16 protein-coding genes are annotated in these 20,017 nt (G+C 66.1%); 8 read left to right on the plus strand and 8 right to left on the minus strand.

Translation table 11 applies throughout. The features are described from left to right. Positions 1 to 17: 17 nt before the first annotated feature. The 5 genes from MU553_RS03685 (at position 18) to MU553_RS03705 (ending at position 4,492) form a co-directional block, all read left to right on the plus strand. Positions 18 to 992: a transcription initiation factor IIB gene (locus MU553_RS03685; protein WP_247375754.1), complete on the plus strand. Its 975-nt coding sequence runs from the start codon at positions 18 to 20 to the stop codon at positions 990 to 992. 172 nt (positions 993 to 1,164) lie between these two features. Then, positions 1,165 to 2,067, plus strand: a complete 903-nt coding sequence (locus MU553_RS03690; protein ID WP_247375756.1) for a methyl-accepting chemotaxis protein — start codon at positions 1,165 to 1,167, stop codon at positions 2,065 to 2,067. Positions 2,068 to 2,140: 73 nt separating this feature from the next. Then, positions 2,141 to 3,205: a DNA-methyltransferase gene (locus MU553_RS03695; protein WP_247375758.1), complete on the plus strand. Its 1,065-nt coding sequence runs from the start codon at positions 2,141 to 2,143 to the stop codon at positions 3,203 to 3,205. 66 nt (positions 3,206 to 3,271) lie between these two features. Then, positions 3,272 to 3,967, plus strand: a complete 696-nt coding sequence (locus tag MU553_RS03700; protein ID WP_247375760.1) for a type I 3-dehydroquinate dehydratase — start codon at positions 3,272 to 3,274, stop codon at positions 3,965 to 3,967. Between the two features lie 93 nt (positions 3,968 to 4,060). Further along, positions 4,061 to 4,492, plus strand: coding sequence for a DUF6677 family protein (locus tag MU553_RS03705; RefSeq protein WP_247375762.1), 432 nt, complete (start codon positions 4,061 to 4,063; stop codon positions 4,490 to 4,492). 607 nt (positions 4,493 to 5,099) lie between these two features. Here MU553_RS03705 and MU553_RS03710 read toward each other — a convergent pair. From MU553_RS03710 to MU553_RS03725, 4 genes are all read right to left on the minus strand, one after another. Beyond that, the gene (locus MU553_RS03710) at positions 5,100 to 6,599 is read right to left on the minus strand and encodes an aldehyde dehydrogenase family protein (protein ID WP_247375763.1); all 1,500 of its coding nucleotides are present in this window, start codon (positions 6,597 to 6,599) and stop codon (positions 5,100 to 5,102) included. A 99-nt stretch (positions 6,600 to 6,698) separates the two neighbouring features. Continuing rightward, positions 6,699 to 7,865 carry a 3-dehydroquinate synthase II gene (locus MU553_RS03715; RefSeq protein ID WP_247375765.1) on the minus strand — a complete coding sequence of 389 codons (1,167 nt, stop codon included), beginning with the start codon at positions 7,863 to 7,865 and terminating at the stop codon, positions 6,699 to 6,701. Positions 7,866 to 8,914: 1,049 nt separating this feature from the next. Then, positions 8,915 to 9,922, minus strand: coding sequence for a DHH family phosphoesterase (locus tag MU553_RS03720; RefSeq protein ID WP_247375767.1), 1,008 nt, complete (start codon positions 9,920 to 9,922; stop codon positions 8,915 to 8,917). A gap of 207 nt (positions 9,923 to 10,129) precedes the next feature. Continuing rightward, entirely contained in the window at positions 10,130 to 10,933 is an 804-nt protein-coding gene (locus MU553_RS03725; RefSeq protein WP_247375769.1) for a 2-amino-3,7-dideoxy-D-threo-hept-6-ulosonate synthase, read from the minus strand. Between the two features lie 127 nt (positions 10,934 to 11,060). On the opposite strand from MU553_RS03725, the gene MU553_RS03730 reads away from it, so the two are divergent. Further along, positions 11,061 to 12,869 (plus strand): ArnT family glycosyltransferase, encoded by a 1,809-nt coding sequence (locus MU553_RS03730; RefSeq protein WP_247375771.1) that lies wholly within the window; start codon positions 11,061 to 11,063, stop codon positions 12,867 to 12,869. On the opposite strand, the gene MU553_RS03735 is transcribed toward MU553_RS03730, so the two are convergent. Both MU553_RS03735 and MU553_RS03740 read right to left on the minus strand, forming a co-directional pair. Beyond that, entirely contained in the window at positions 12,870 to 14,099 is a 1,230-nt protein-coding gene (locus MU553_RS03735) for a sulfatase family protein (RefSeq protein ID WP_247375772.1), read from the minus strand. Next, positions 14,099 to 15,250 (minus strand): sulfatase-like hydrolase/transferase, encoded by a 1,152-nt coding sequence (locus tag MU553_RS03740; protein ID WP_247375774.1) that lies wholly within the window; start codon positions 15,248 to 15,250, stop codon positions 14,099 to 14,101. The genes MU553_RS03735 and MU553_RS03740 overlap by 1 nt, the downstream gene beginning before the upstream one ends. 128 nt (positions 15,251 to 15,378) lie before the next feature. Between MU553_RS03740 and MU553_RS03745 the strand changes: the two genes are divergently transcribed. After that, complete coding sequence (locus tag MU553_RS03745; protein WP_247375776.1) at positions 15,379 to 16,404, plus strand: lysylphosphatidylglycerol synthase transmembrane domain-containing protein; 1,026 nt, start codon at positions 15,379 to 15,381, stop codon at positions 16,402 to 16,404. Positions 16,405 to 16,408: 4 nt separating this feature from the next. Here MU553_RS03745 and MU553_RS03750 read toward each other — a convergent pair whose 3' ends face one another. Both MU553_RS03750 and MU553_RS03755 read right to left on the minus strand, forming a co-directional pair. Beyond that, on the minus strand, positions 16,409 to 17,953 hold the full coding sequence (locus MU553_RS03750; protein ID WP_247375778.1) for an alkaline phosphatase family protein: 1,545 nt from the start codon (positions 17,951 to 17,953) through the stop codon (positions 16,409 to 16,411). A gap of 23 nt (positions 17,954 to 17,976) precedes the next feature. After that, positions 17,977 to 18,828, minus strand: coding sequence for a polysaccharide deacetylase family protein (locus MU553_RS03755; protein ID WP_247375780.1), 852 nt, complete (start codon positions 18,826 to 18,828; stop codon positions 17,977 to 17,979). Between the two features lie 123 nt (positions 18,829 to 18,951). On the opposite strand from MU553_RS03755, the gene MU553_RS03760 reads away from it, so the two are divergent. Continuing rightward, complete coding sequence (locus tag MU553_RS03760) at positions 18,952 to 20,016, plus strand: glycosyltransferase family 2 protein (protein WP_247375781.1); 1,065 nt, start codon at positions 18,952 to 18,954, stop codon at positions 20,014 to 20,016. The last annotated feature ends 1 nt before the right edge of the window (position 20,017 follow it).

Here is a 20,017-nt window from a genome sequence, read left to right on the forward strand (position 1 = left end):
GCATTCGCCTTGCCACAATGAGCGAGAACCAGAGAACACGCACGCGTACGGCGGTAGAGAGCAGTGAACGAGAAGAAGAGGACGAAAGCGAGCAGCTCGACTGTCCGGAGTGTGGGGGAAGCCTCGTCATGGACAACGAGCACGGCGAGACGGTCTGTGAAGACTGCGGGCTCGTCGTCGACGAAAACGAGATCGACCGCGGGCCGGAGTGGCGTGCGTTCGACGCCAGTGAGAAAGACGAGAAGTCCCGGGTCGGTGCCCCGACCACCAACATGATGCACGACAAGGGGCTCTCGACCAACATCGACTGGCGCGACAAGGACGCCTACGGCAACTCGCTGGGCTCCCGACAGCGCCAGAAGATGCAGCGCCTTCGGAAGTGGAACGAGCGCTTCCGCACCCGCGACTCCAAAGAACGCAACCTCAAGCAGGCCCTCGGCGAGATCGACCGCATGGCCTCAGCGCTCGGTCTCCCCGAGAACGTTCGAGAAACCGCCTCCGTCATCTATCGACGAGCACTCGACGAGGACCTGCTCCCCGGACGGTCGATCGAGGGCGTCGCCACGTCCTCGGTGTACGCGGCTGCACGGCAGGCAGGCGTCCCCCGGAGCCTCGACGAGATCACCGACGTTTCCCGCGTCGAGAAAAGCGAGATCGCCCGCACGTACCGCTACGTCGTCCGCGAACTCGGCCTCGAAGTGAAGCCGGCCGACCCCGAGAGCTACGTCCCGCGATTCGCCTCCTCGCTCGAACTCTCCGACGAGGCGGAACACCGCGCTCGCCAGCTCCTCCAGAACGCGAAAAAGCAGGGCGTCCACAGCGGCAAGTCACCCGTCGGCCTCGCGGCCGCCGCCGTCTACGCCGCCGCACTGCTGACCAACGAGAAGACCACGCAGGCCGCTGTCAGCGAAGTCGCAGACATCAGTGAGGTCACCATCCGCAACCGCTATCACGAACTGCTCGAAGCGGAGCAGGACCTCCCGATGGCCTGACCGGTCGACTGTTTCTGCGAACGGCGCTCGAACGCGACGCCAACGTCGCGGAACGCCCCCGATTGGTAACGAGTCGCATCGCCCGAATACGGGGGCCACACCCGGTCGAGAATCGCTTTTGAGAATTGCGGGGGTAGTCTTAATTTACGGGCAGTCGCCTGTGGCGATACCAATGACTTCAGGAACGGGTAACACGGGGCTCGCCGAGTCGGCCGGCGAGTACACCGCCGAGGAACTCGGCGCTGCCATCGACGAGTTGCTGGCGGCGACCGAGGAGGTCTCCGGCAGTTCTGACGAGATCAGTTCGCTCGCCAACGAACAGTCCGAGCGGATGCGAGACGTATCTAGCGAAGTGTCGAACCTCTCTGCGACCGTCGAGGAAGTCGCGTCTAGCGCCAGCGAGGTCAAGGCCGTCAGCGACCAGGCCCGAGAGCTCGCCGACGAGGGTCGCGAGTCGGCAGACGACGCCATCCAGGCCATGGAGAACGTCGACCAGGCCACCACGGATGTCGCCGGGGACGTCGACCAGCTACGAGGCCGGATCGACGAGATCGACGAGATCGTCGAGGTCATTAACGAGATCGCCGACCAGACGAACCTGCTCGCGCTGAACGCCTCGATCGAGGCCGCTCGCGCCGGGGAAGCCGGCGAAGGGTTCGCCGTCGTCGCCGACGAAGTCAAAGCGCTGGCCGAAGAGTCCAGGGAGAACGCCGCCGAGATCGAGGAGATGGTCGCCGAGATCAAAGCCGACACCGAGAACACGGTCGAGAGCATCGACGAGGCCAACGATCAGGTCGATACCGGGATCGAGCAGGTCGAAGGCGCAGTCAACACGCTCAAGCTCATCGACGACGCCGTCCAGGAGGCCGCCCAGGGCGCACAGGAAGTCGCCGACGCGACCGACGAACAGGCCGCCTCGACGGAGGAAGTCGCCAGCATGATCGACGAGGTCGCCGAGAGCGCGGACCGCGTCGCCACCGAGATCGACAACATCTCCGACACCAACGACGAGCAGGTCGAGCGCGTCGAGGAACTCAAGCGCATCGTCGAGGAACTCCGCGCCGACACCGTTTGAGCCGGGCTGTTTCTCTCTGTTCGTCCCGCGTCCGACCACAAGAGTCGAAAGGGGGCCGTCCGTGGGGACGGGCATGGAGACCGAACACAGGGTCGTCGTCGGGGACGCGCGGTCGATGGGTGCGATCGACGACGACGCGGTGGAACTCGTCGTCACCTCGCCGCCCTACCCCCTCATCGAGATGTGGGATGACACCTTCGCCGACCTGGACCCTGCCATCGGTGACGCGCTGGACGCCGGCGACGGCGATCGCGCCTTCGAGTTGATGCACGACGTGCTGGACGAGGTCTGGGCCGAAGTCGTCCGCGTCCTCGCCCCCGGTGGCGTCCTCTGTCTCAACGTCGGTGACGCTACGCGGACGGTCGACGGGGAGTTCCGCCTGTTCCCCAACCACGCCGAAATCACGAACCGGCTCACCGACCGGGGCCTGCGGTCGCTCCCCGACATCCTCTGGCGGAAGCCGACCAACAGCCCCAACAAGTTCCTGGGCTCGGGCATGCTCCCCCCGAACGCCTATCCGACGCTCGAACACGAGCACGTGCTGGTCTTCCGCAACGGGTCCACCCGCGGCTTTCCGCCCGGAGACGACCAGCGCTACGAGAGCGCGTACTTCTGGGAGGAGCGCAACGAGTGGTTCTCCGACCTCTGGGACGTCCCCGGCGAGGACCAGCACCTCGACGGCGTCGATGCTCGGGAGCGCTCCGGGGCCTTCCCGCTGGAGATTCCGCTCCGGCTGATCCGCATGTTCTCGGCGTACGGCGAGACCGTGCTCGACCCGTTCTGGGGCACCGGCACCACGACGCTCGCGGCGATGGTCGCCGGCCGCGATTCCGTCGGCTACGAGACCGACCCCGGCTTCCGCGACGCGTTCGACGACCTCGTCGAGACCGTGCCGACGCTCGCCGACGAACAGACCGAGGACCGTCTCGACCGCCACCGCGAGTTCGTCGCCGAGCGACGGGAGGCAGGGAATCCACCGAGTTACGAGGCCGCACACTACGACGTGCCCGTCGTCACCAAACAGGAACGGCAGATCCGCCTCTACACCGTCGCGGACGTTCAGGAGCGGACGGTCACCGACGGCGACTCGCCGGTCGACGCCACGTACGAGGTCACGCACGAACCCGTCCTGGACTGATCGGGCGCGATCGAACCGTCCCACCGAGAGAGATATTCTTTTATAATACACGAAGGAAGCGGCAATATGGACTTCGAGTCGTTCGTGTTGGCCGCCGCGACGGCCGACCTGCGCGACGAACCAGCCGCACGCGACCACGCCGACGCCGTCGAATTTCGCATGGACATGGCCGAGGAGCCGCTGACGGCCTTGGAGGAGTACGACGGCGAGTTACCGATCATCGCGACCAACCGCGTCGAGTGGGAGGGCGGTAACGCCCCCGACGAGGAGGCGCGGACGGAGGCGCTGTGTACCGCCGCCGAACACGACGCCGTCGAGGCGATCGACGTCGAACTCGAGGCGATCCTGGAGGGTGACGCCGCCTACGTCGTCAACTACGCCCACGACAACGGTGCCGACGTCATCGTCTCGACGCACGACTTCGAGAAAACGCCGGAACCGCCGAAGCTCCGGCAGTTGCTCGACCGGGCCGCCAAACACGGCGACGTCGGCAAGCTCGCGGTAACCGCCGAGACGATCGACGACGTGCTCGAACTGCTCGCCGCGACGCGCGCTTCCGACGCTGGTGGCGACCGCGTCGCGACGATGGCCATGGGAGAGGCGGGCCGACACTCGCGCGCCGTGGCACCGCTGTACGGGTCGAAGATCGGCTACGCGCCGGTGAAACCCGAGAGCGCGACCGCGCCCGGCCAGTACGACCTGGCGACGCTGCGCCGGCTGGTCACCGACCTCGCCTCCGGCGAGGGCGGCCCCGGCGAGTAATCCGTCACAGTCGGACCGAGACCGTCGGCGTCTCGACAGCGACTGTCACGAAGACGGAAGCTTAACAACGGCTCGTTCCTGATTTCGCGCATAGTGCAAGGGACTGCACGCAAGCGACCATGGCTGGCTGCGCTGCTCGCGTTCATCCACCCGGGACTCGGACACGTCTACCTGCGGGAGTGGCTGCGAGCACTGCTGTGGTTCGGGCTCGTGCTGACGACGGCGTCGTTCATGGTCCCCGAAGGGATCGTCCCCGAGACGGTGACCGTGGACTCGCTCATGCAGATGTCTCGGGCGCTGCCGGTGGAATCGGTGCTGGCGCTCGCGTCCATCACGATCATGAGCATGGTCGACGCCTACTGGATGGCCACGCAGCGCAACCAGCAGCGCGAACGAACCGAGGCCGGAGCGCGCTGTCCCAACTGCGGTCGCGACGTCGACGACGACCTCGATTTCTGCCACTGGTGTACGACGGAACTCGACGCGGCCGACAGCGAGGGATCGGACGAACCCAGTCGGGTGTGAGTGCGTTACTGGAACGTGATCAATTAGTATCCGGCTGTAGTGAGCACCGGACTTCTGTCAGCGGTAGATGATAGACTATTGGACGTCGCTGAAAAGAAGGGCAACTGACATTGCGGCAAGGAATGAGTGTTCGTCTGTGAACATCAGACGTGTCGGTAAGGCATCCGCTGGTCTGGGTGTATTATTTCTTGTCCTCGGTTTCATCACCACTCCATGGGTAGGGTCGCGAGAATTGGCACTCTGCCAGACGTACGGTTCTCCAGCGTTTCGTGGAATTCGGGTTTCGGATTGGGTTCTCGTTTGGTATGACGGGTGCAATGAGTGGACATTCTCGTTCTTTGCTGCTCTCGGACTCGTCTATCTGCTCGGAGCCGTCGTCGCGGGATTGGCTGTATTCTATCGCTCTGTATTCCGTCCGCAGACCTTCGGCACGGATTGAAATCAACTGCTCAGTACCGGTGCTGTAGTATCTAGTATCTGCCGAGCGCGAAGCGCGAGGCGGTTCACGCGAGCGGCTTGCCGCTCGCGCCTTTTTAGTCCAGGTTTTTGCTTCGTGGGGTGCCCGCAGGCCGAAGGCCGAGGACACCCCCGACGTAAAAAAGTGGGATTACAACGGGAAGCTTCGCGGTTCGCGCTGGACGGAGATCCACTTCGTTTCTGTCATCTCTCGCATGATGTACTCCCCGTTGTAGCGCCCCATTCCCGACGATTTCATGCCGCCGAACGGCACGTGGCCCTCGTCGTTGATCGGCTGGTCGTTGATGTGGACCATCCCCGCCTCGATGGCGTCGGCGACGTCCTCCGCGCGGTTCCGGTCCGAAGAGAACACCGACGCCGCGAGACCGAACTCGGTCGCGTTGGCCATCTCGATGGCTTCCTCGTCGTTCGAGAACGGAATCACGGGCGCGACGGGGCCGAAGTGCTCGTTACAGGAGGCAGTCATGTCGTTCGTCGCGTCCGAGAGCACCGTCGGCTCGACGACGAGCCCGTCGTGATCGCCGCCGGTTTCCAGCGTCGCGCCCTGCTCGACGGTCTCCTCGATGTAGTCGAGAATCTGGTCGCGCTGGGACTCGTTGATGATCGGGCCGACGAGGGTGCTCATGTCGTGGGCGCTGCCCGTGGGGACCATCTCGGCTTTCTGGACCAACTGCTCGACGTACTCGTCGTAGACCGACTCGTGGACGAGGTGGCGGTTGATCGAGATACACACCTGACCCTGGTGGGCGAACGTGCCGAAGGCGCCGGCGGAGGCGGCGTTGTCCACGTCCGCGTCTTCGAGGACGACCTGCGGGCCGTTCCCGCCGAGTTCGAGCGCCGGGAACGCGAGCGAGTCGACCGCTTGTTTCGCGACGTGGCGACCGACCTCCGTCGAGCCCGTGAAGGCCACCACGTCGGTGTCGGGGTGGCCGGCGACGCGGTCGCCGATCTCCGAGCCGTGGCCGGGGACGACGTTGATGAGGCCCGGCGGGAGGCCGGCTTCCTCGAACAGGCGGGCGACGAGCAGTCCGCTGGTGACCGGCGTGTCCGAGGCCGGTTTGAGCACGACGGCGTTACCCGTCGCGATGGCCGGCGCGACGGCGCGGATCGAGAGGTGGAACGGGAAGTTCCACGGCGGGATGACGGACACGACGCCCGCCGGTTCCTGCTTGACGAGGTTCTCCTTGCCCTCGATGAACGAGTCCTTGATCTCCCCGGACATCCGGTTCGGGAAGCTCCGCGCTTCGGAGACGATGCCCTCGGCCGTGTTGATCTCCATCTGGGCTTTCATGTGGCCGCTGCCCGATTCCGTCTTGAGCAGCTCCATGATTGCGTCCTCGTGCTCGTCGATGGCGTCGAGCACCTTGTCGATGACCAGCGCCTTCTGTTTCGGGTCCTTCTCGGCCCAGCCCGGCTGGCTGCGTGTCGCTGCCTCGAAGGCGGCGTCCACGTCGTCGACGGTCCCGGCGGGTACCTCTGCCCACTGTTCTCGTTTGGAGGGATCGCTGACCGAGATCGTGTCCCGATTCCCCGCCGATTCCCAGTTCCCACCCAGGAGAAGGGCGTTCCAGTCCGCATCCACCGCGATGTCCGGTGCCGAGCGCTTCGACCGTTCAGTCTGTTCCGACATACCTTACCAATGGAAGAGAAGGCGGAAAAACTCAGGGGTGGCGGTAACCGAAAAGAATTGTTCGCGTCGTGAAGGCCGTCCGCTCGTAACCGCGAGGGGTTACTTTTCGATGATCGACTCTTCGACGGCTTCGCCGAAGTGCCGGGCCGTGTCCTCGTAGTAGATCTTCACTTCATCGCCCGCTTCGAGGTCGGTGACGGCTTTGCGACCCTCGCTGGTCGGGACTTTGATGGTTTCTGCGTTCTGGAGGAGCGTCTCGATGCGGTCGCCGTTCTCGGTTTCGGCCTGCACGCGGAACATCGGGCGCTTTTCGATCTTGACGCGGCCGACGATGGCTTCGCGGGTGTTGCCCTCCAGATCGACGACCTGGACCTCGTCGCCGCTCTTGAGTTCCGAGAGGTACTTCGTCTCGCCGCCGGGCGTCCGGACGTACGCGTGGACGGCACCGGCGTTCACGCGGAAGGGACGCGAGGCGACGTACGGCGACTCGGCGGTCTCGGCGTGGACGAAGAAGAGACCGCGGGCCATCGAGCCGATGAGCATGCCCTCCTCGTGTTCCATCAGGTTGCCCGTGTCGATGCAGACGCGGTCGGCCGAGCCGGTCTGTTCGACGTCCGTGACCTCGGCCCACTGGAGATCAAGCGACTCGCGCTGGACCTCGTCGCGCACGTCGACGGTTTTGCGGATCTCGTCGGGGTCGTCCGTGTCGAGCAGGACGCCGTCGGCGCCGAGTTCCAGCGTCTCGAAGGCCGTGCGCGCCTCGGTGGCGTCCTGGACGCCAGCGATGAGGTCGGTCTCGGTACCGATGCGGGCGATCAGGTTCTCCAGCGGAATGATCTTCCAGTCCTCGCCGATGACGATGGTGAAGTCGGCTTCCTCGGCGACTTCTTCGGCGAAGGACTCGTAGTCCTTGTCGCGGATGTGAACGTACCCACCCTGGAGGCCGTCGCCGTCGGTCCGGAGCGTCGAGAGATCCGCAGAGCCAGAGAAGTCGGTGGGGAGATCGACGGTCCCGTCGCCCTCGCCGTCCTTCCCGACGATGATGGCGTCGGCGTCGATCTCGTCTTCTTCGGCTTCCATGACGTGGACGTCGCCGTTCGAGAAGGCGGCGACGTCGACCTGACCGAGCTCTCGGACCCGCTCGACGTCGTCGTCGTCGACCAGCACCCAGTCGACGCCGGCTTCCAGGCCGGCGGTGATGCGGCGTTTGCGAGCCTCCCAGTCGCCGACCTCGTCGTCGGCCTTCAACCACACGGAGCGTGTCATGTGTCAGGCGTCGCGGCCGCCGTGCTTGAACATGGCGGATTCGTCAGTACCTTTTTTCGACGGGGGTTTCCTCGCGCGCCGCAGGCGCGCTGCGGGAACCGCGTGGCGGCTTCGCCGCCACGTTATAATGTTGCGGGCCGCTGGCCCGCAACCCCCGTCCAAAAAATCTACGCTAAAAAAGCCGGACGCTCGGCTTTGCCTCGCGTCCGGAGAACCGCGCTCACTGCGTCGTCGGACTACGTCCGACTGCCTGCGGGACCTCGATCCCGCTCCGTTCGCGCGGATGCAGGTGGTCAGTACAGCCACCATTTTTATCGTCGAGTTACCCTCGCTCCACCCAGTCGCGTGAACCGCGCTTTTTTGACCCAGATTGTTTGTCCCGTGGGAGAGATCAACAAGGGGCGGAGACAGTATCACCGTGGACTCGTCGTACGCGTTCGTTCGTAACGAAGTACCGTGCGTCCGTCCCGCCATCGACCGAATCCTCCTCAAATCCGTACCAATATGGGTGGGAAACGTTCACGTAGACGCCATCGGCGGTGCCGCCGGTGATCGTCGCCGATTTAGAGTACGTCCCTCCCCATGCACCCCAGCTGTCGAGACACGAGGCGTTCTGTAGCCGCTCGACGATGTACTGTTTTTCCGCAGCGGGCGCCCGTCCCGTCGCGTTCGGTATATGAGGCGTCGAATCCGCTACCGGACTTGCCGTTGTGTCACTGTCAGAGATTGTCAAATTGGTTTCGGGAGTGTGGAGGCACCCTGCGAAACTCACAGAGATAATGAGAGCGAAAAGGAGGGCAGGACAAAGTTGTTGAGTGGCTTTCATATCCTCGCCTACCGCGTTCTGTACCAATAAAGACACTGAGAGAACGACTGTGTAGTGCCTGGGAACGAAGTACGGGAGTGGGACGAGCCTGGTCAGTGGTGATCGAAAACGAGACTGAAGCGAGTAGGTTCAGAATGGCTGCCAGCGGACCACCAGTTCCACGGAGTTGACGACAGGCAGCGGACGATACGACAACTGGCGATCAACGACTCCAGGCGGCGCGCTACTCCCCGTCGTCGAGGTGCATCGCGTCGAAGAACCGGCTCGTGACGCGCCGAGAGACCAGCGGCAGGAGTTCCGGTTCGTCCTCGCCGCGGTCCCCGAACAGTCCGAGCGGGATCTGGCCGCCGGCCATGTCGTTGTGGCCGCCGACCTGGCCGACGTCCTGGAACGCCTCCCTGAGCGAGTCTGCGATGTCGACGCGGGTGTCGATCGACCGCGCGCTCAACCGAACGGTGTCGGAAACGAGACCGAACACCAGCACCGTCGTGATCCCTTCCAGATTGAGGAGGTAATCGGCCGCCTGGGGGATGGCCCCGCTCTCGCCCGTCCGCCCGACCGTCGCGACGAGGCTCGACCCGCGGACGTTGCGGCTCTGGATCGCCGTCCCGATGGCGTCGAGCATCGCTGGCGTGAACGACGAGCCGTACATCTCCTCGACGAGCGGCACGTCGGCCCGCTGGAAGACCGTCAGCGCCGCCTGGTACTCGTCGATGGTCGGATGGCGGACGTAGTCCAGCCGCTCGCGATGGAGCGCGAACAGGAGCGCCGACGCCACCGAGTCCGAGATCTCCACGTTGCTCTCTTCGAGGTAGCCGACGAGGATCGACGACGTCGCGCCGCAGTTCACGCGAACGTCCTCGTAGTCCGCATCGAGCGGGTCCGGATAGTCGTGGTGGTCGATGACGATGTCGACCCTCGTCCCGACGGGGACGCTGTTGTTGACGCCGGGCACCGAATGATCGACGAAGGCGATCCGCTCGAAGGCGTCGAGATCGACGTCGTCGAGATGTTGCAGGTCCAGGTCGAGCAGGTTGACGAACGCCCGGTTCTGTTGGTGGGTGATCGAGCCGCCGTAGACGATCTCGACCTCGGAGACGTCCCAGGCCGACGCGAGCAGTTCCAGGGCGAGCGCGCTCGCGATCGAATCCGGGTCCGGGTTGTCGTGGCAGACGATCCCCAGCGAGTCCGTCTCCGAGAGAATGTCCGTCAACTCCTCGAGCCGCGTCATCGCTGGACGCCGCCGGTCGCTCGACTCGTCTGCGCCTGGACACGCGTCCCGGCCGTCCCGGGTGGCGAGAGTGCCATGGTATCACACGGCAGTCTCAGCGGTAAAAGCGTCTTCGCAGGATAACTACCGCTCGCTTACGACGTTCTCCTTCCCTGCCCAGGCAGGGCCGTCAGACGGCCGCAGGGCCGTCCGTGGAGGACGGGAGTCTCAGGCCTCGACGGCGAGACCGGCCTCACGAGCAGCCTCCTCAGCGGAGGCGTCGTCGTGGATGACAGCTGCGACGCCCTGGGTGATCGCTTCGGGATCGTCGTGCTGGAAGATCGAGCGACCCATCGAGACGCCGGCCGCACCCGCGTCCATCGCGCCGCGGACCATCTCCAGGGTCTCCTGGTCCGTTCCTTTGCTACCGCCGGCGATGACGACCGGCAGGCTCGTCGACTCGACGACGTGCTGGAAGGTCTCTGCGTCGCCGGTGTAGCCGGTCTTGACGACGTCCGCACCGAGTTCCTCGGCCAGGCGGACGGCGTGACCGGCAGCCTCGTTGTAGTCGGGGTCGTCCGGGTCGATGTCCGGCCCGCGCGCGTAGGCCATCGCCAGGACGGGCATCCCGTAGCGGTCGGCCTCGGTCGTCACCTCGGCGAGGTCTTCGATCTGCTTGGGTTCGTACGTGGAGCCGACGTTGATGTGGAAAGAGACGGCGTCGGCACCGACGCGGATGGCGTCCTCGACGGTGCCAGTCATGCGCTTGTCGTTCTCGTCCGGGCCGATGGCCGTCGAGCCGTTGAGGTGGACGATGTACCCCGCGTCGTTTTTGTTGCCGTGAACGCGACCCGCGATGCCCTTCTGGGTCAGAATAGAATCAGCGCCGCCCCGCGTGATCGCGTCGATCGTCGATTCGATGTCCTTGAGGCCCTTGACAGCCCCCAGTGTGATGCCGTGGTCCATCGGGACGACGAGATACCGTCCCTCTGTCCCGATCCGGTCCAGGCGTGCAGCTTTCCCGGTACTCATGGTATGAAATCCTGTAGCAAGTAACGGTTATGTGCGTTCCGGTCCCGGCCCGGGTTCGGCGACCGCGCCGGACCAGACGTCCGCCCATCTCGTAGCGTTTTTCATACCGCTCACAGGACTGTCCTACGTGCTCCGATCGCTCTGGGCCCCCGTCGATCGAGCGAAGTCGCAGGTGCTCGACGACCTGCGGGCCGACCCCCAGCTCCGTTACCTCCTCCTGTTCGCCGCGGTGCTGGCGGGCTTCTGGCTCTGGCACCGCCTCCCGAACTTCGCGACGCGCGACGAGCGGTGGCGGGTCCTCGACCCGATCCAGCCCGTCGGCTTCCTGCTCGAAGACTTCCGAATCGAGTCGATACGGGACGGCGTCACCTACTGGCGCAGCTACGGCGGCACGTTCTACCTCTACGGCCTCGTGTTCGTGCCGATCGTCGCGTTCCTGATCGGCACCGGCGACTCGTCGGTTCTCGTCGAGATGGGCAACTACGCCATCGGCGACCTCTGGGGCGACTGGCAGGCCGTTCCGGGCTGGGTCTGGACGGCGACGGTCCTGGCCGCACGAGTCGTCAACGTCCTGTTCGCCGTCGGCTCCGTCTACGTGATCTACCGGCTCGGGACGACGGTCCGCGACCGCGCGACCGGGCGCCTCGCGGCGCTCCTGTTGAGCCTGACCTGGGGTCTGCTCGTCCTGGCGCACGAGGCCGGCGAGGACGTCCCAGCGCTGTTTTTCTTCCTGCTCGCGGTGTACCTCGCGGTCGAGTACGTCGAGACCGGTTCGCGCCGAACGTTCTTCTGGGGCTGTCTCTTCGGGGGATTCGCGACCGGGCTCAAGTTCAACGCGGGCGTCAGCGCGCTGGTGCTCGGCGTGGCGTACCTATCGCACGCCCGCCAGACCGACGCGTCGTGGCGCGAAACGCTCGTCCAGCCGCGGTTTCTCGTGACGGGGGCCGCCATCGGCGCCGTCACCATCGGTCTCAGCTACCCCCAGCTGCTCGTCTTCGCACCCGAGTACATCGGGGGCCGTCTCAGCCGCGGCGTCGCCTCGAAAGGCGACCCGCACGGCTGGCTCGTCCAGCCGAGCTGGTGGTGGCTCGTCCGCGGCTATCTCAACGGGCTCGGACTCCCCTTCGCGGTCGCGTCGGTCGGCGGCGTACTGGGGAGCCTCGCCTGGGCCCGCGAGTCCTCCCGCGTCGGCGATCTCAGCCGATTGTCGCTGATCGCGCTGGGAGTGACGCTCCTCGTGTATTCCCGGTGGGCGTACGTCCGCACGCACCACCTGCTGCTCACCTTCCCGTTGCTCGCGCTGCTGGTCGCCGTCGGGAGTCGGCGCCTGCAGGACCGCCGGCCGAGAGTTGCGACGGTGCTCGTCGGTCTACTGCTCGTCTCGACGGGTGCCTACGCGATCGGCGGCGACCTAGGCTACGCGGCGCAGGGCCGTGACCAGGCGACCCAGTGGCTGGACAACCACGCGCCGCCGAACGCAACCATCGAAACCTACGCCAGGGACCCGCAGGACGCAGCAGTGCCTCACGACCGCACGGTCGTCAAGCCGCCCGTCCCGGAGGAGTTGCCCGCTCTCACCTCCAGGTGTCCCGACTACGTCGTGCTCAACTATCACCGCTCGCTGCTGTTCCTCGCACCCGAGAGCTACGGCATGCGCGCCGGGTCCCTCTCGGACCCGACCGGCAAAGAGTACGTGCGCGACCTCCTCGATGAGGACGAGTACCCCTACGAAACTGCCGGGAAATTCGGTCGGCGCCCCCGGTTCCTTGACGGGAAGCCACCGCGGGACCCGTGGTGGCGACTGCTGCGCGTCGGCGTGCAGCCTCGAACCATCCAGTACGGCGACCCACAGGACATGGGCGTCGATCAGTACACGATCGTCCTCGAACGGAGCGGCGCGTGTGAGAAGTCCACGTCAAGCGGCACCTCGGAGTGATCACTTGTAGCCGAGGTCTTTGAGCAGGCCGTCGATCTCTAGCTTCTCGCCGTCTCGTTCGCCTTCCTCGGGCAGTCGTGCCCGGAGCCGGGTCGCGATCCGGTCGTCCTCGATCGGATCGAGTTCCAGCGGATCCGCGTCCAGGTCGTACAGTTCGTCGTCCCACTCGCGGTTGGGATACTCGACGTACTTGTATCCGCCACGTCGGATCGCTCGCTGCCAGTTCGCCTCGCGCAGGAGCGACTTCCCGCAGGCGCGGACGTACGCGTCCCGGTCTTCGACCCGCCCGGGCGGGAGGAGCGACTCACCGTCGACCGACGCTTCGGGGTCCACGTCCAGCAGGTCCAGCAGCGTCGGCATGACGTCGATCTGTCTGACCTGCGCGTCGACGGTCGCGGCGTCGACGCCGGGACCCGCGAGCACGAAGGGGACGTTCGACGTGAAGTCGAAGACGTTCTCACCGTGTCCGTCTTCCATGAAGTGGTCGGGGATCGGCGGCTCGCGGTCGAACCGACGCTTGAGACGGCGTTCGAGCGGTCGCGTGTCCACGCCCAGGCCGTACCGCAGTCCGGTTCGGAAGAGTTTCGTAACCCAATGGAGGGAGCTGTCGCGGTAGGCGATCGCTTCCCCGTGGTCGCCGTGGAGCGCCACGATCGTGTCCTCGGGCAGCCGATCACAGAGGCGTTCGAGGGACCGATCCAGCGCCGAGAGCGTGCGGGCGTACGGATACTGCCCGTATTCCGGGTCGTCGTATTCGTCGGGAACGCGCACCGGGTCGTGAATCTCCCAGAGGTGGAGGTAACAGAAGAACGGGTCGTCGAGGCCGTCGAGGTGCGCCACGGCGTCGTCGAACCAGTCGCCGACGAGTTCCTCGCGGCGGTCCCGGTACGCGTAGGTGTCGAACCCGCGGTCGAGATCCGTGTCGGCGACGAGCGGGCCGGTGACGAGCGCCGTCGTCTCGTAGCCAGCCGCCGAGAGGTGTTCGGCCAGCGTGGGCACCGACTCGTCGAGTTTGGCCTCTTCGAGCGAGTACACGCCGTTGTGCTCGGAGTAGCGCCCGGTCATGAGGCTCGCCACGCAGGGCGTGGTCGTCGTCGCGGTCGCGTACATGTCCGTGTACGCGATCCCGTCGTCGACGAGACCGTCGAGAAACGGCGTGTCGGCGTGCTCGGACCCCACGAAATCCTCGCGCAGGCAGTCGACGCAGACGAACAGGAGGTTCGGTCCCATCATCCTGCGTCCGTGTAGCCGAGGTCTCGGAGCTGTTTCTGCACGTCGTCGGAGACGTCCGCGCTCTCGACGGACGCGGACTGATCGCCCTCGGTCATGGTCACGTCGGCGTCGCGGGCAACGAGCTTGCGCTCGAAGTCCTGCCAGGCGACGGTCGCGGTGTCGTGCCACGGTGCGACGGTGAGCGCTTCGTCAGTCGTCGTCGTCCGGAGGTCGTTGCCCTGCCACTCCTCGGGCGCGTCGACGTCGACCGCGCCCGCGAGCGTGGGCGCGAGGTCCAGCAGGCTACAGCGGTCGCCGACCGGTTCGACGCCGCGCAGAACGACCGGGACGCGAACGAGCGTGTCGGCGACCCGGCGGCGGTACCCCTGGTGGTAGTAGTAGCCGTCCTCGCCGAACTCCTCGCCGTGGTCGGCGGTGAAGGCGAAGACCGGGTCGTCGGCGTCGATCTCGGCGAGCAAGCGTCGCGTCCGGTCGTCGACGCGGCCGAGCGCGTCGCGATACGCGTCCGTGATGCGCTCGCGCTCGCGCTCGGTGACCTCCGAAGAACCGAACCAGTGACGCCCGCCTGCGGCCTCGGCTTTCCGGTCGAGCGGCTTGGGAATGGCCTCGTCGCCGGTGCCGTACGGACGGTGGCTTCCCATCTGGTGGATCCACAGGAATCGCGGCGACTCGGCGGCGTTGAACCGCTCGATCGCCTCGTCGACGACGGTGCCGTCGTCGGGCAGGTCCGCCATGTTCGCCTCCATCGGATACAGGCGGCGGTACACCTGCCTGACGATGTCGAAGGAGCCGAGATACTCGCGGAAGCGGCTGCGCCGGTTCCGGGCCGGGTTGTCCCCGCCGCCGGTCATGTAGTTGTCGTAGTGGTCGAAGCCGGCGTCGAAGTCGAACGTGGGATCGGCCTGGGCGGTCGGCACGAGCCCGATCGTCGTATAGCCGGCGTCCGCGAGCACGTCCGCGAGCGTCGGTCGGAGGGCTTTCGACTCGACGGACGCACGGAGTCGCGAGGACTGGAGGGTCGCCAGGCTCGGCCGCGTGTAGTGGCCAGCCGCCACGCCGGTCAACACGTCGTGGTCGCTGACGAACGGCATCGCGTCGACGAAGTCGCGCCGAACCGAGTCGGCAGTGACGAGAACGATGTCCCGCATACAGGTCTTGGACGGCGGTTTCGCGTACTCACATACAATAACTTCGATACCGACGCCGCCCGGATTCCGATAGTCTTACCGATTCGCTTACCAAAGCCGCCACCGAACCGATGCGAGGGACAGCCTGAATGGCCGACGGAAAACGAGCGACCGCCGTTCGGATCGGACAGTACCTCCTCGCCCTGGGCGCGCTGGCGTGGCTCGCTCACGAATTCGATCTCCGGAGCGCCGGGCGAGCCCTGCTCTCGCTCGACCCGCTCGTTCTCGCGGCCATCGGCGGCCTGACCGCCGCGGAGTTCGCGTCCCGGTTCGGCATGTGGTACGCGCTGCTCCGCGAGCGCTGGCACACGTCGTTCGGAACCGTCGCGCGCGTCGACCTCGTCATCAAGTTCATCAATCACGTCATACCTTCGAAGGCAGCTGGGCACTCAGTCGCGCCGGTAGTGTTGCGCTACTACACGTCGCTCTCGTGGACGGAAGCCGCCACGATCGCCGGCCTCAATACCGGTCTGTATGGATTCCTCTACGGGACGGTCGCGGCCGCGGGCCTCGCACTGATCGCGGGTGCTCTCCCACACGCCCTGCTGGTCGTCCTGGTCCCGTCCATCGCGGTCTATCTCGTCGCGGGCACCCTGATCCTCCTCACCGGCCGGAACCTCGAACGGACGACGGGTCCCATCGGCCGGCTGGAGTCGGTGATAGGCCGACTGCCGGTCGTCGGTGACCGCATCGCTGGCCTCCTCTCCGCAGCGCCGTCGTTCACGACGGAGTCGGCGAGCCTCTTTCGGGCCGTGACCGGTCGCCCCTCCGCCGTCGTCCCGTACGCAATCGCGTGGTCCGGAACGATAGTCGTCGTTCCCGGACTCCGAACGATCCTGTTGCTCACTGCCGTCGGTGGGACGGTCGCGCCGCTGTGGGTCGTCCCGTTCGCGCTGGTGGTGGCCTACAGCGTCACGATCCTCCCCATCACACCTGGCGGCGTGGGGATCACCGAAGTGTCGGCGACGCTCGTGTTCGTCGCGCTCGGCGTCCCGGAAGAAACTGCAGTGGTGGTCATTCTGCTCGACCGGTCGCTCGGGGTCTATCTCCCCGCGCTGCTGGGCTGGCTCCCCGCCGCCAGAGTCGACCTCGCCGGGCTGTTAACTGACGAGTGACGGATTACTCCATGTAGCCGAGTTGCTGGAGGCGATCCGACACCGCGTCGGCGGTCTCCCGCCCGACGGCCTCGTCGATGGTGATCGGGTCACGCTCCTCCCAGTCGCGGTCGCCCGCGAGGATCGGCAGCACGTCGCCGTGCATGTCGGTCGGCACGTCACACCCGGCGGCGGCCAGCAGCGTCGGGGCGATGTCGGTGATCGAGATGCGATCGATCTCGCCCTGGGACTCGAAGTCGGGGCCGGTGGCCAGGAACATCCCGCTCCGGGTGTTCTCGGCGGCCCAGCGGTCGGGCGCAGTCGTCACCTCGCCGCCGCCGATGCCGTCGTTGACGTGGACGCCCGGGCGCTGGTCGACGACCACCTCGGGACCCTCATCGACGAACGGGCCGGCGTACACGTCCTCGCCGCGGTGGACACCCGTGAAGACCGGCCCGTGCTCGTCGGTCGCCGACTCGAGGTCGGCGATCAGTTCCTCCCGGACTGCGTCGGTATCGAAGTCGGGATTGAGGTAGATCGGTCCCTGCGAACTCGCGACGGCTTTCGTCCGGTCGAGGTCGAGCGCTTCGAGTTTCCGTCCGCGTTTGAGGCCGGCCTGCTGGGGAACGAGTTGCTGGAGGCGCTCGGGGATCGTCTCGGCGAGGAGGTCGACGACGCCGAGACGTTTGGCGACCCCGAGGGCGTTCTCGCGCGTGAGGCCGAGCGGCCGGAGGTAGTCCTCGACGGTTCGCTCCCGGGTCTGGTAGCCGTTCTCGGCCAGCCACTCGTTGACGTAGAATTCCGTCGTCGTCGCGGCGCTCCCGTGGTCGGACATGAGCACGAGATTCGTGTCCTCTAGGTCCTGAATGCGGCCGAGCCACTTGTCGACGCACTGCCAGCCGCGACGGGTCGGCTCCTCGTCCCAGAAGAAGTGGTGCAACACGTTGAGATAGAACAGCGTCAGGTGGACGAAGTCCAGGTCGCGCTCCTCGAACAGCGAGAGCGCGGCCTCGAACCTGGTGTCGAACAGGTCGACGATGGCGTCGACTTCCGCGCCGCGCTCGTCGTTCGAGGAGAGGAGCGGGTCCGGGTGGACGCGGTAGTCGAAGCGGTCTTCGAGTTCCGCTTCCAGGTCGGGCGGCCAGGTGTAGCCCGAATCGAGCGAGCGGTACTCGCCCTCCACGGCCCCCGGGCCGCCGGAGACGACGAACCCGTCGATCTCCCGGGGCGGGTACATCGTCGGCATGTTGACGACCCCCACGTCCCGTCCTTCGTCGCCGAGGTAGTCCCAGAGTTCGGCGGTGTGAAAGTCGCTGCTGTCGACGACGTCGATCCGTTCCTCGGCGAGGTCGACGGACTCGAACCAGAAGACGCCGAACCCGCCCGGGTCCTTCCCCGACGAGTAACACTTCCAGTTGGGAAACGTCACCGGGGGGAGACAGCTCTGACTCTCGGCCCACGTCCCGCGCTCGCGGAGCTCGGCCAGGTTCGGCAGCGTGCCGTCCTCGATCCAGGGATCGAGCAACCGCCAGCTCGCTCCGTCCAGCCCGACGACGAACGTTCGGCTCACGTCTCCAGGGTTCGCCGTGGGTCTCAATAGTCCTTCGACTTCGGCGACTCGGCGGTCCCCTCGACGACCGACTGCGCGGTGACGAACGCGAAGTCGGCCGAAAGCAGGCGGTCGAGCGCCCGCCACATCCACTCGCCCGACCGGAAATAGATCCGTCGCGGCACCCCCTCGATGGCTGGCAGGTCACAGAACTCCCAGGGGTGGACGTAGAGGACGGGCGTGATTCCTCGGCGCGCGAGCAGTCGCATGCCCAAAAGCGTGTAGTGGACGCCGAAGAACCGCAACCACGTCCCGGTCAGCGGCAGCCCCAGCCCCGGCATGACGGCCACCGGTAGCTCGCCGATCGCGTCCGGGGCACCCGCGACGACGTCGCTGGCCCGACAGGGCCGGTGGACCGACCACTCGCCGCCGTACCAGCCAGGGATCGACCGACAGGAGACGACGCTGGAATCGTAGCTGTAGCCGGCGGCGGCGAGTTCCGCGAAGTGCCCGTCGGGAACGTCGAACGACGGCGCACGGAATCCCGAGACCGTCGCGCCGGTGACCTCTTCGAGCGTTTTGCGCGAGGTTTCGAGTTCCTCGCGGCGCTCGCCCGCCGAGAGGTCCGTGAGGTGGGGATGAGTCTGCGTGTGGGAAGCGATCTCGTGGCCGGCGTCGGCGACGCGCCGAACCCGGTCGGGGTGGCGCTCCGCGAGGTCTGCGACGACGAAAAACGTCGTATCGGCGTCGTGAGCGTCGAACCGGTCGAGCAGTCGCCCGACGACGTCACTTCCGAGGTCCTGGCTGTCGGGGTGGGACCCCGCTGCGTTCCGGTAGGCCGGGGTCTGGGCGAACGACTCGAAATCGACGGAGAGGACGGCCTGTGGCGAGGTCATGTGTCTTACAGAGGAGTGTCACCGCCCAGCGAGTGCGGTTCGCGGGCTGGCGAGACAGTCGGTAGTTGTGACTGGGGAGAAGGCACAACGCATATAGTTGTTGTCTTGAAACCGATGGCCTGAATGCAGCTCACCGGGTGGACGTTGCAGGCGACGGGACTCGACAGCACGACGCTCACGGGCGTGCTCGTGGCGCTGTCGGTGCTGACGTTCCTGTGGGGTTTCAAGCGCTATCGAACGGGGTTCTCGAAGACCGAGTTCGGACTGGCGACGGCGCTGTCGATCGGGATCTTGCTCGTCGCCGTGGTCCCGGACCTGTTCGCGGCCCTCGGCACGGTGCTCCACATCGAGCGTCGGCCGCTGGTGATCGCGCTGATCGCGAACGTCGCCCTGGCCGCGCTGTTCCTGTATACGCTCGGGCGAACGCGCGATCAGGCGATGGCGCTCACCAGACTCACCCGGAATCTCACGCTCGAACAGGCGCCGACCGAAGCCGACGCGAACGAACCGACGATCACCGTCGTCATTCCGGCGTACAACGAAGCAGAGAACGTCGGTGACGTCGTCGAATCGCTCCCAGCGACGGTCTGCGACCACGCGATCGAGCCGCTCGTCGTGTCCGACGGCTCCGCCGACGCGACCGCGCAGCGAGCCGAGGCTGCCGGCGCAACGGTCGTCGAGCACCCGATCAACCAGGGGCAGGGCGGCGCACTGAAAACCGGCTTCGAGATCGCCCGACGGAACGGCGCCGACGTCGTCGTGACGATCGACGCCGACGGTCAACACCCGATCGACCAACTCGACGACCTCGTCTCGCCGATCATCGGCGGCGAGGCCGACTACGTCGTCGGCTCGCGGTATCTCGGGACCGACCAGTCGAACAACAGCGCCGTCCGTGGCGCCGGCATTCGCGTGTTCACGGCGCTCATTAACCTCATCGCCGATACCGACATCACCGACTGCACCAACGGGTTCCGGGCGATCCGCGGCTCGCGGCTCGACGACATGACCCTCGTCGAAGAACGCTTCAGCGCCCCCGAGATGCTCATCGAAGCCCGGAAGAACCAGCTCCGGATCCTCGAAATTCCGGTCACGATCACTCAGCGCCAGGAAGGCGAAACGAAGAAACCCCAGCTCGGGTACGCGATCGGCCTCGCGCGAACGATCTTCGTCACCTGGATCCGGTGAC

The sequence above is a fragment of the Halorientalis brevis genome, from assembly GCF_023077655.1.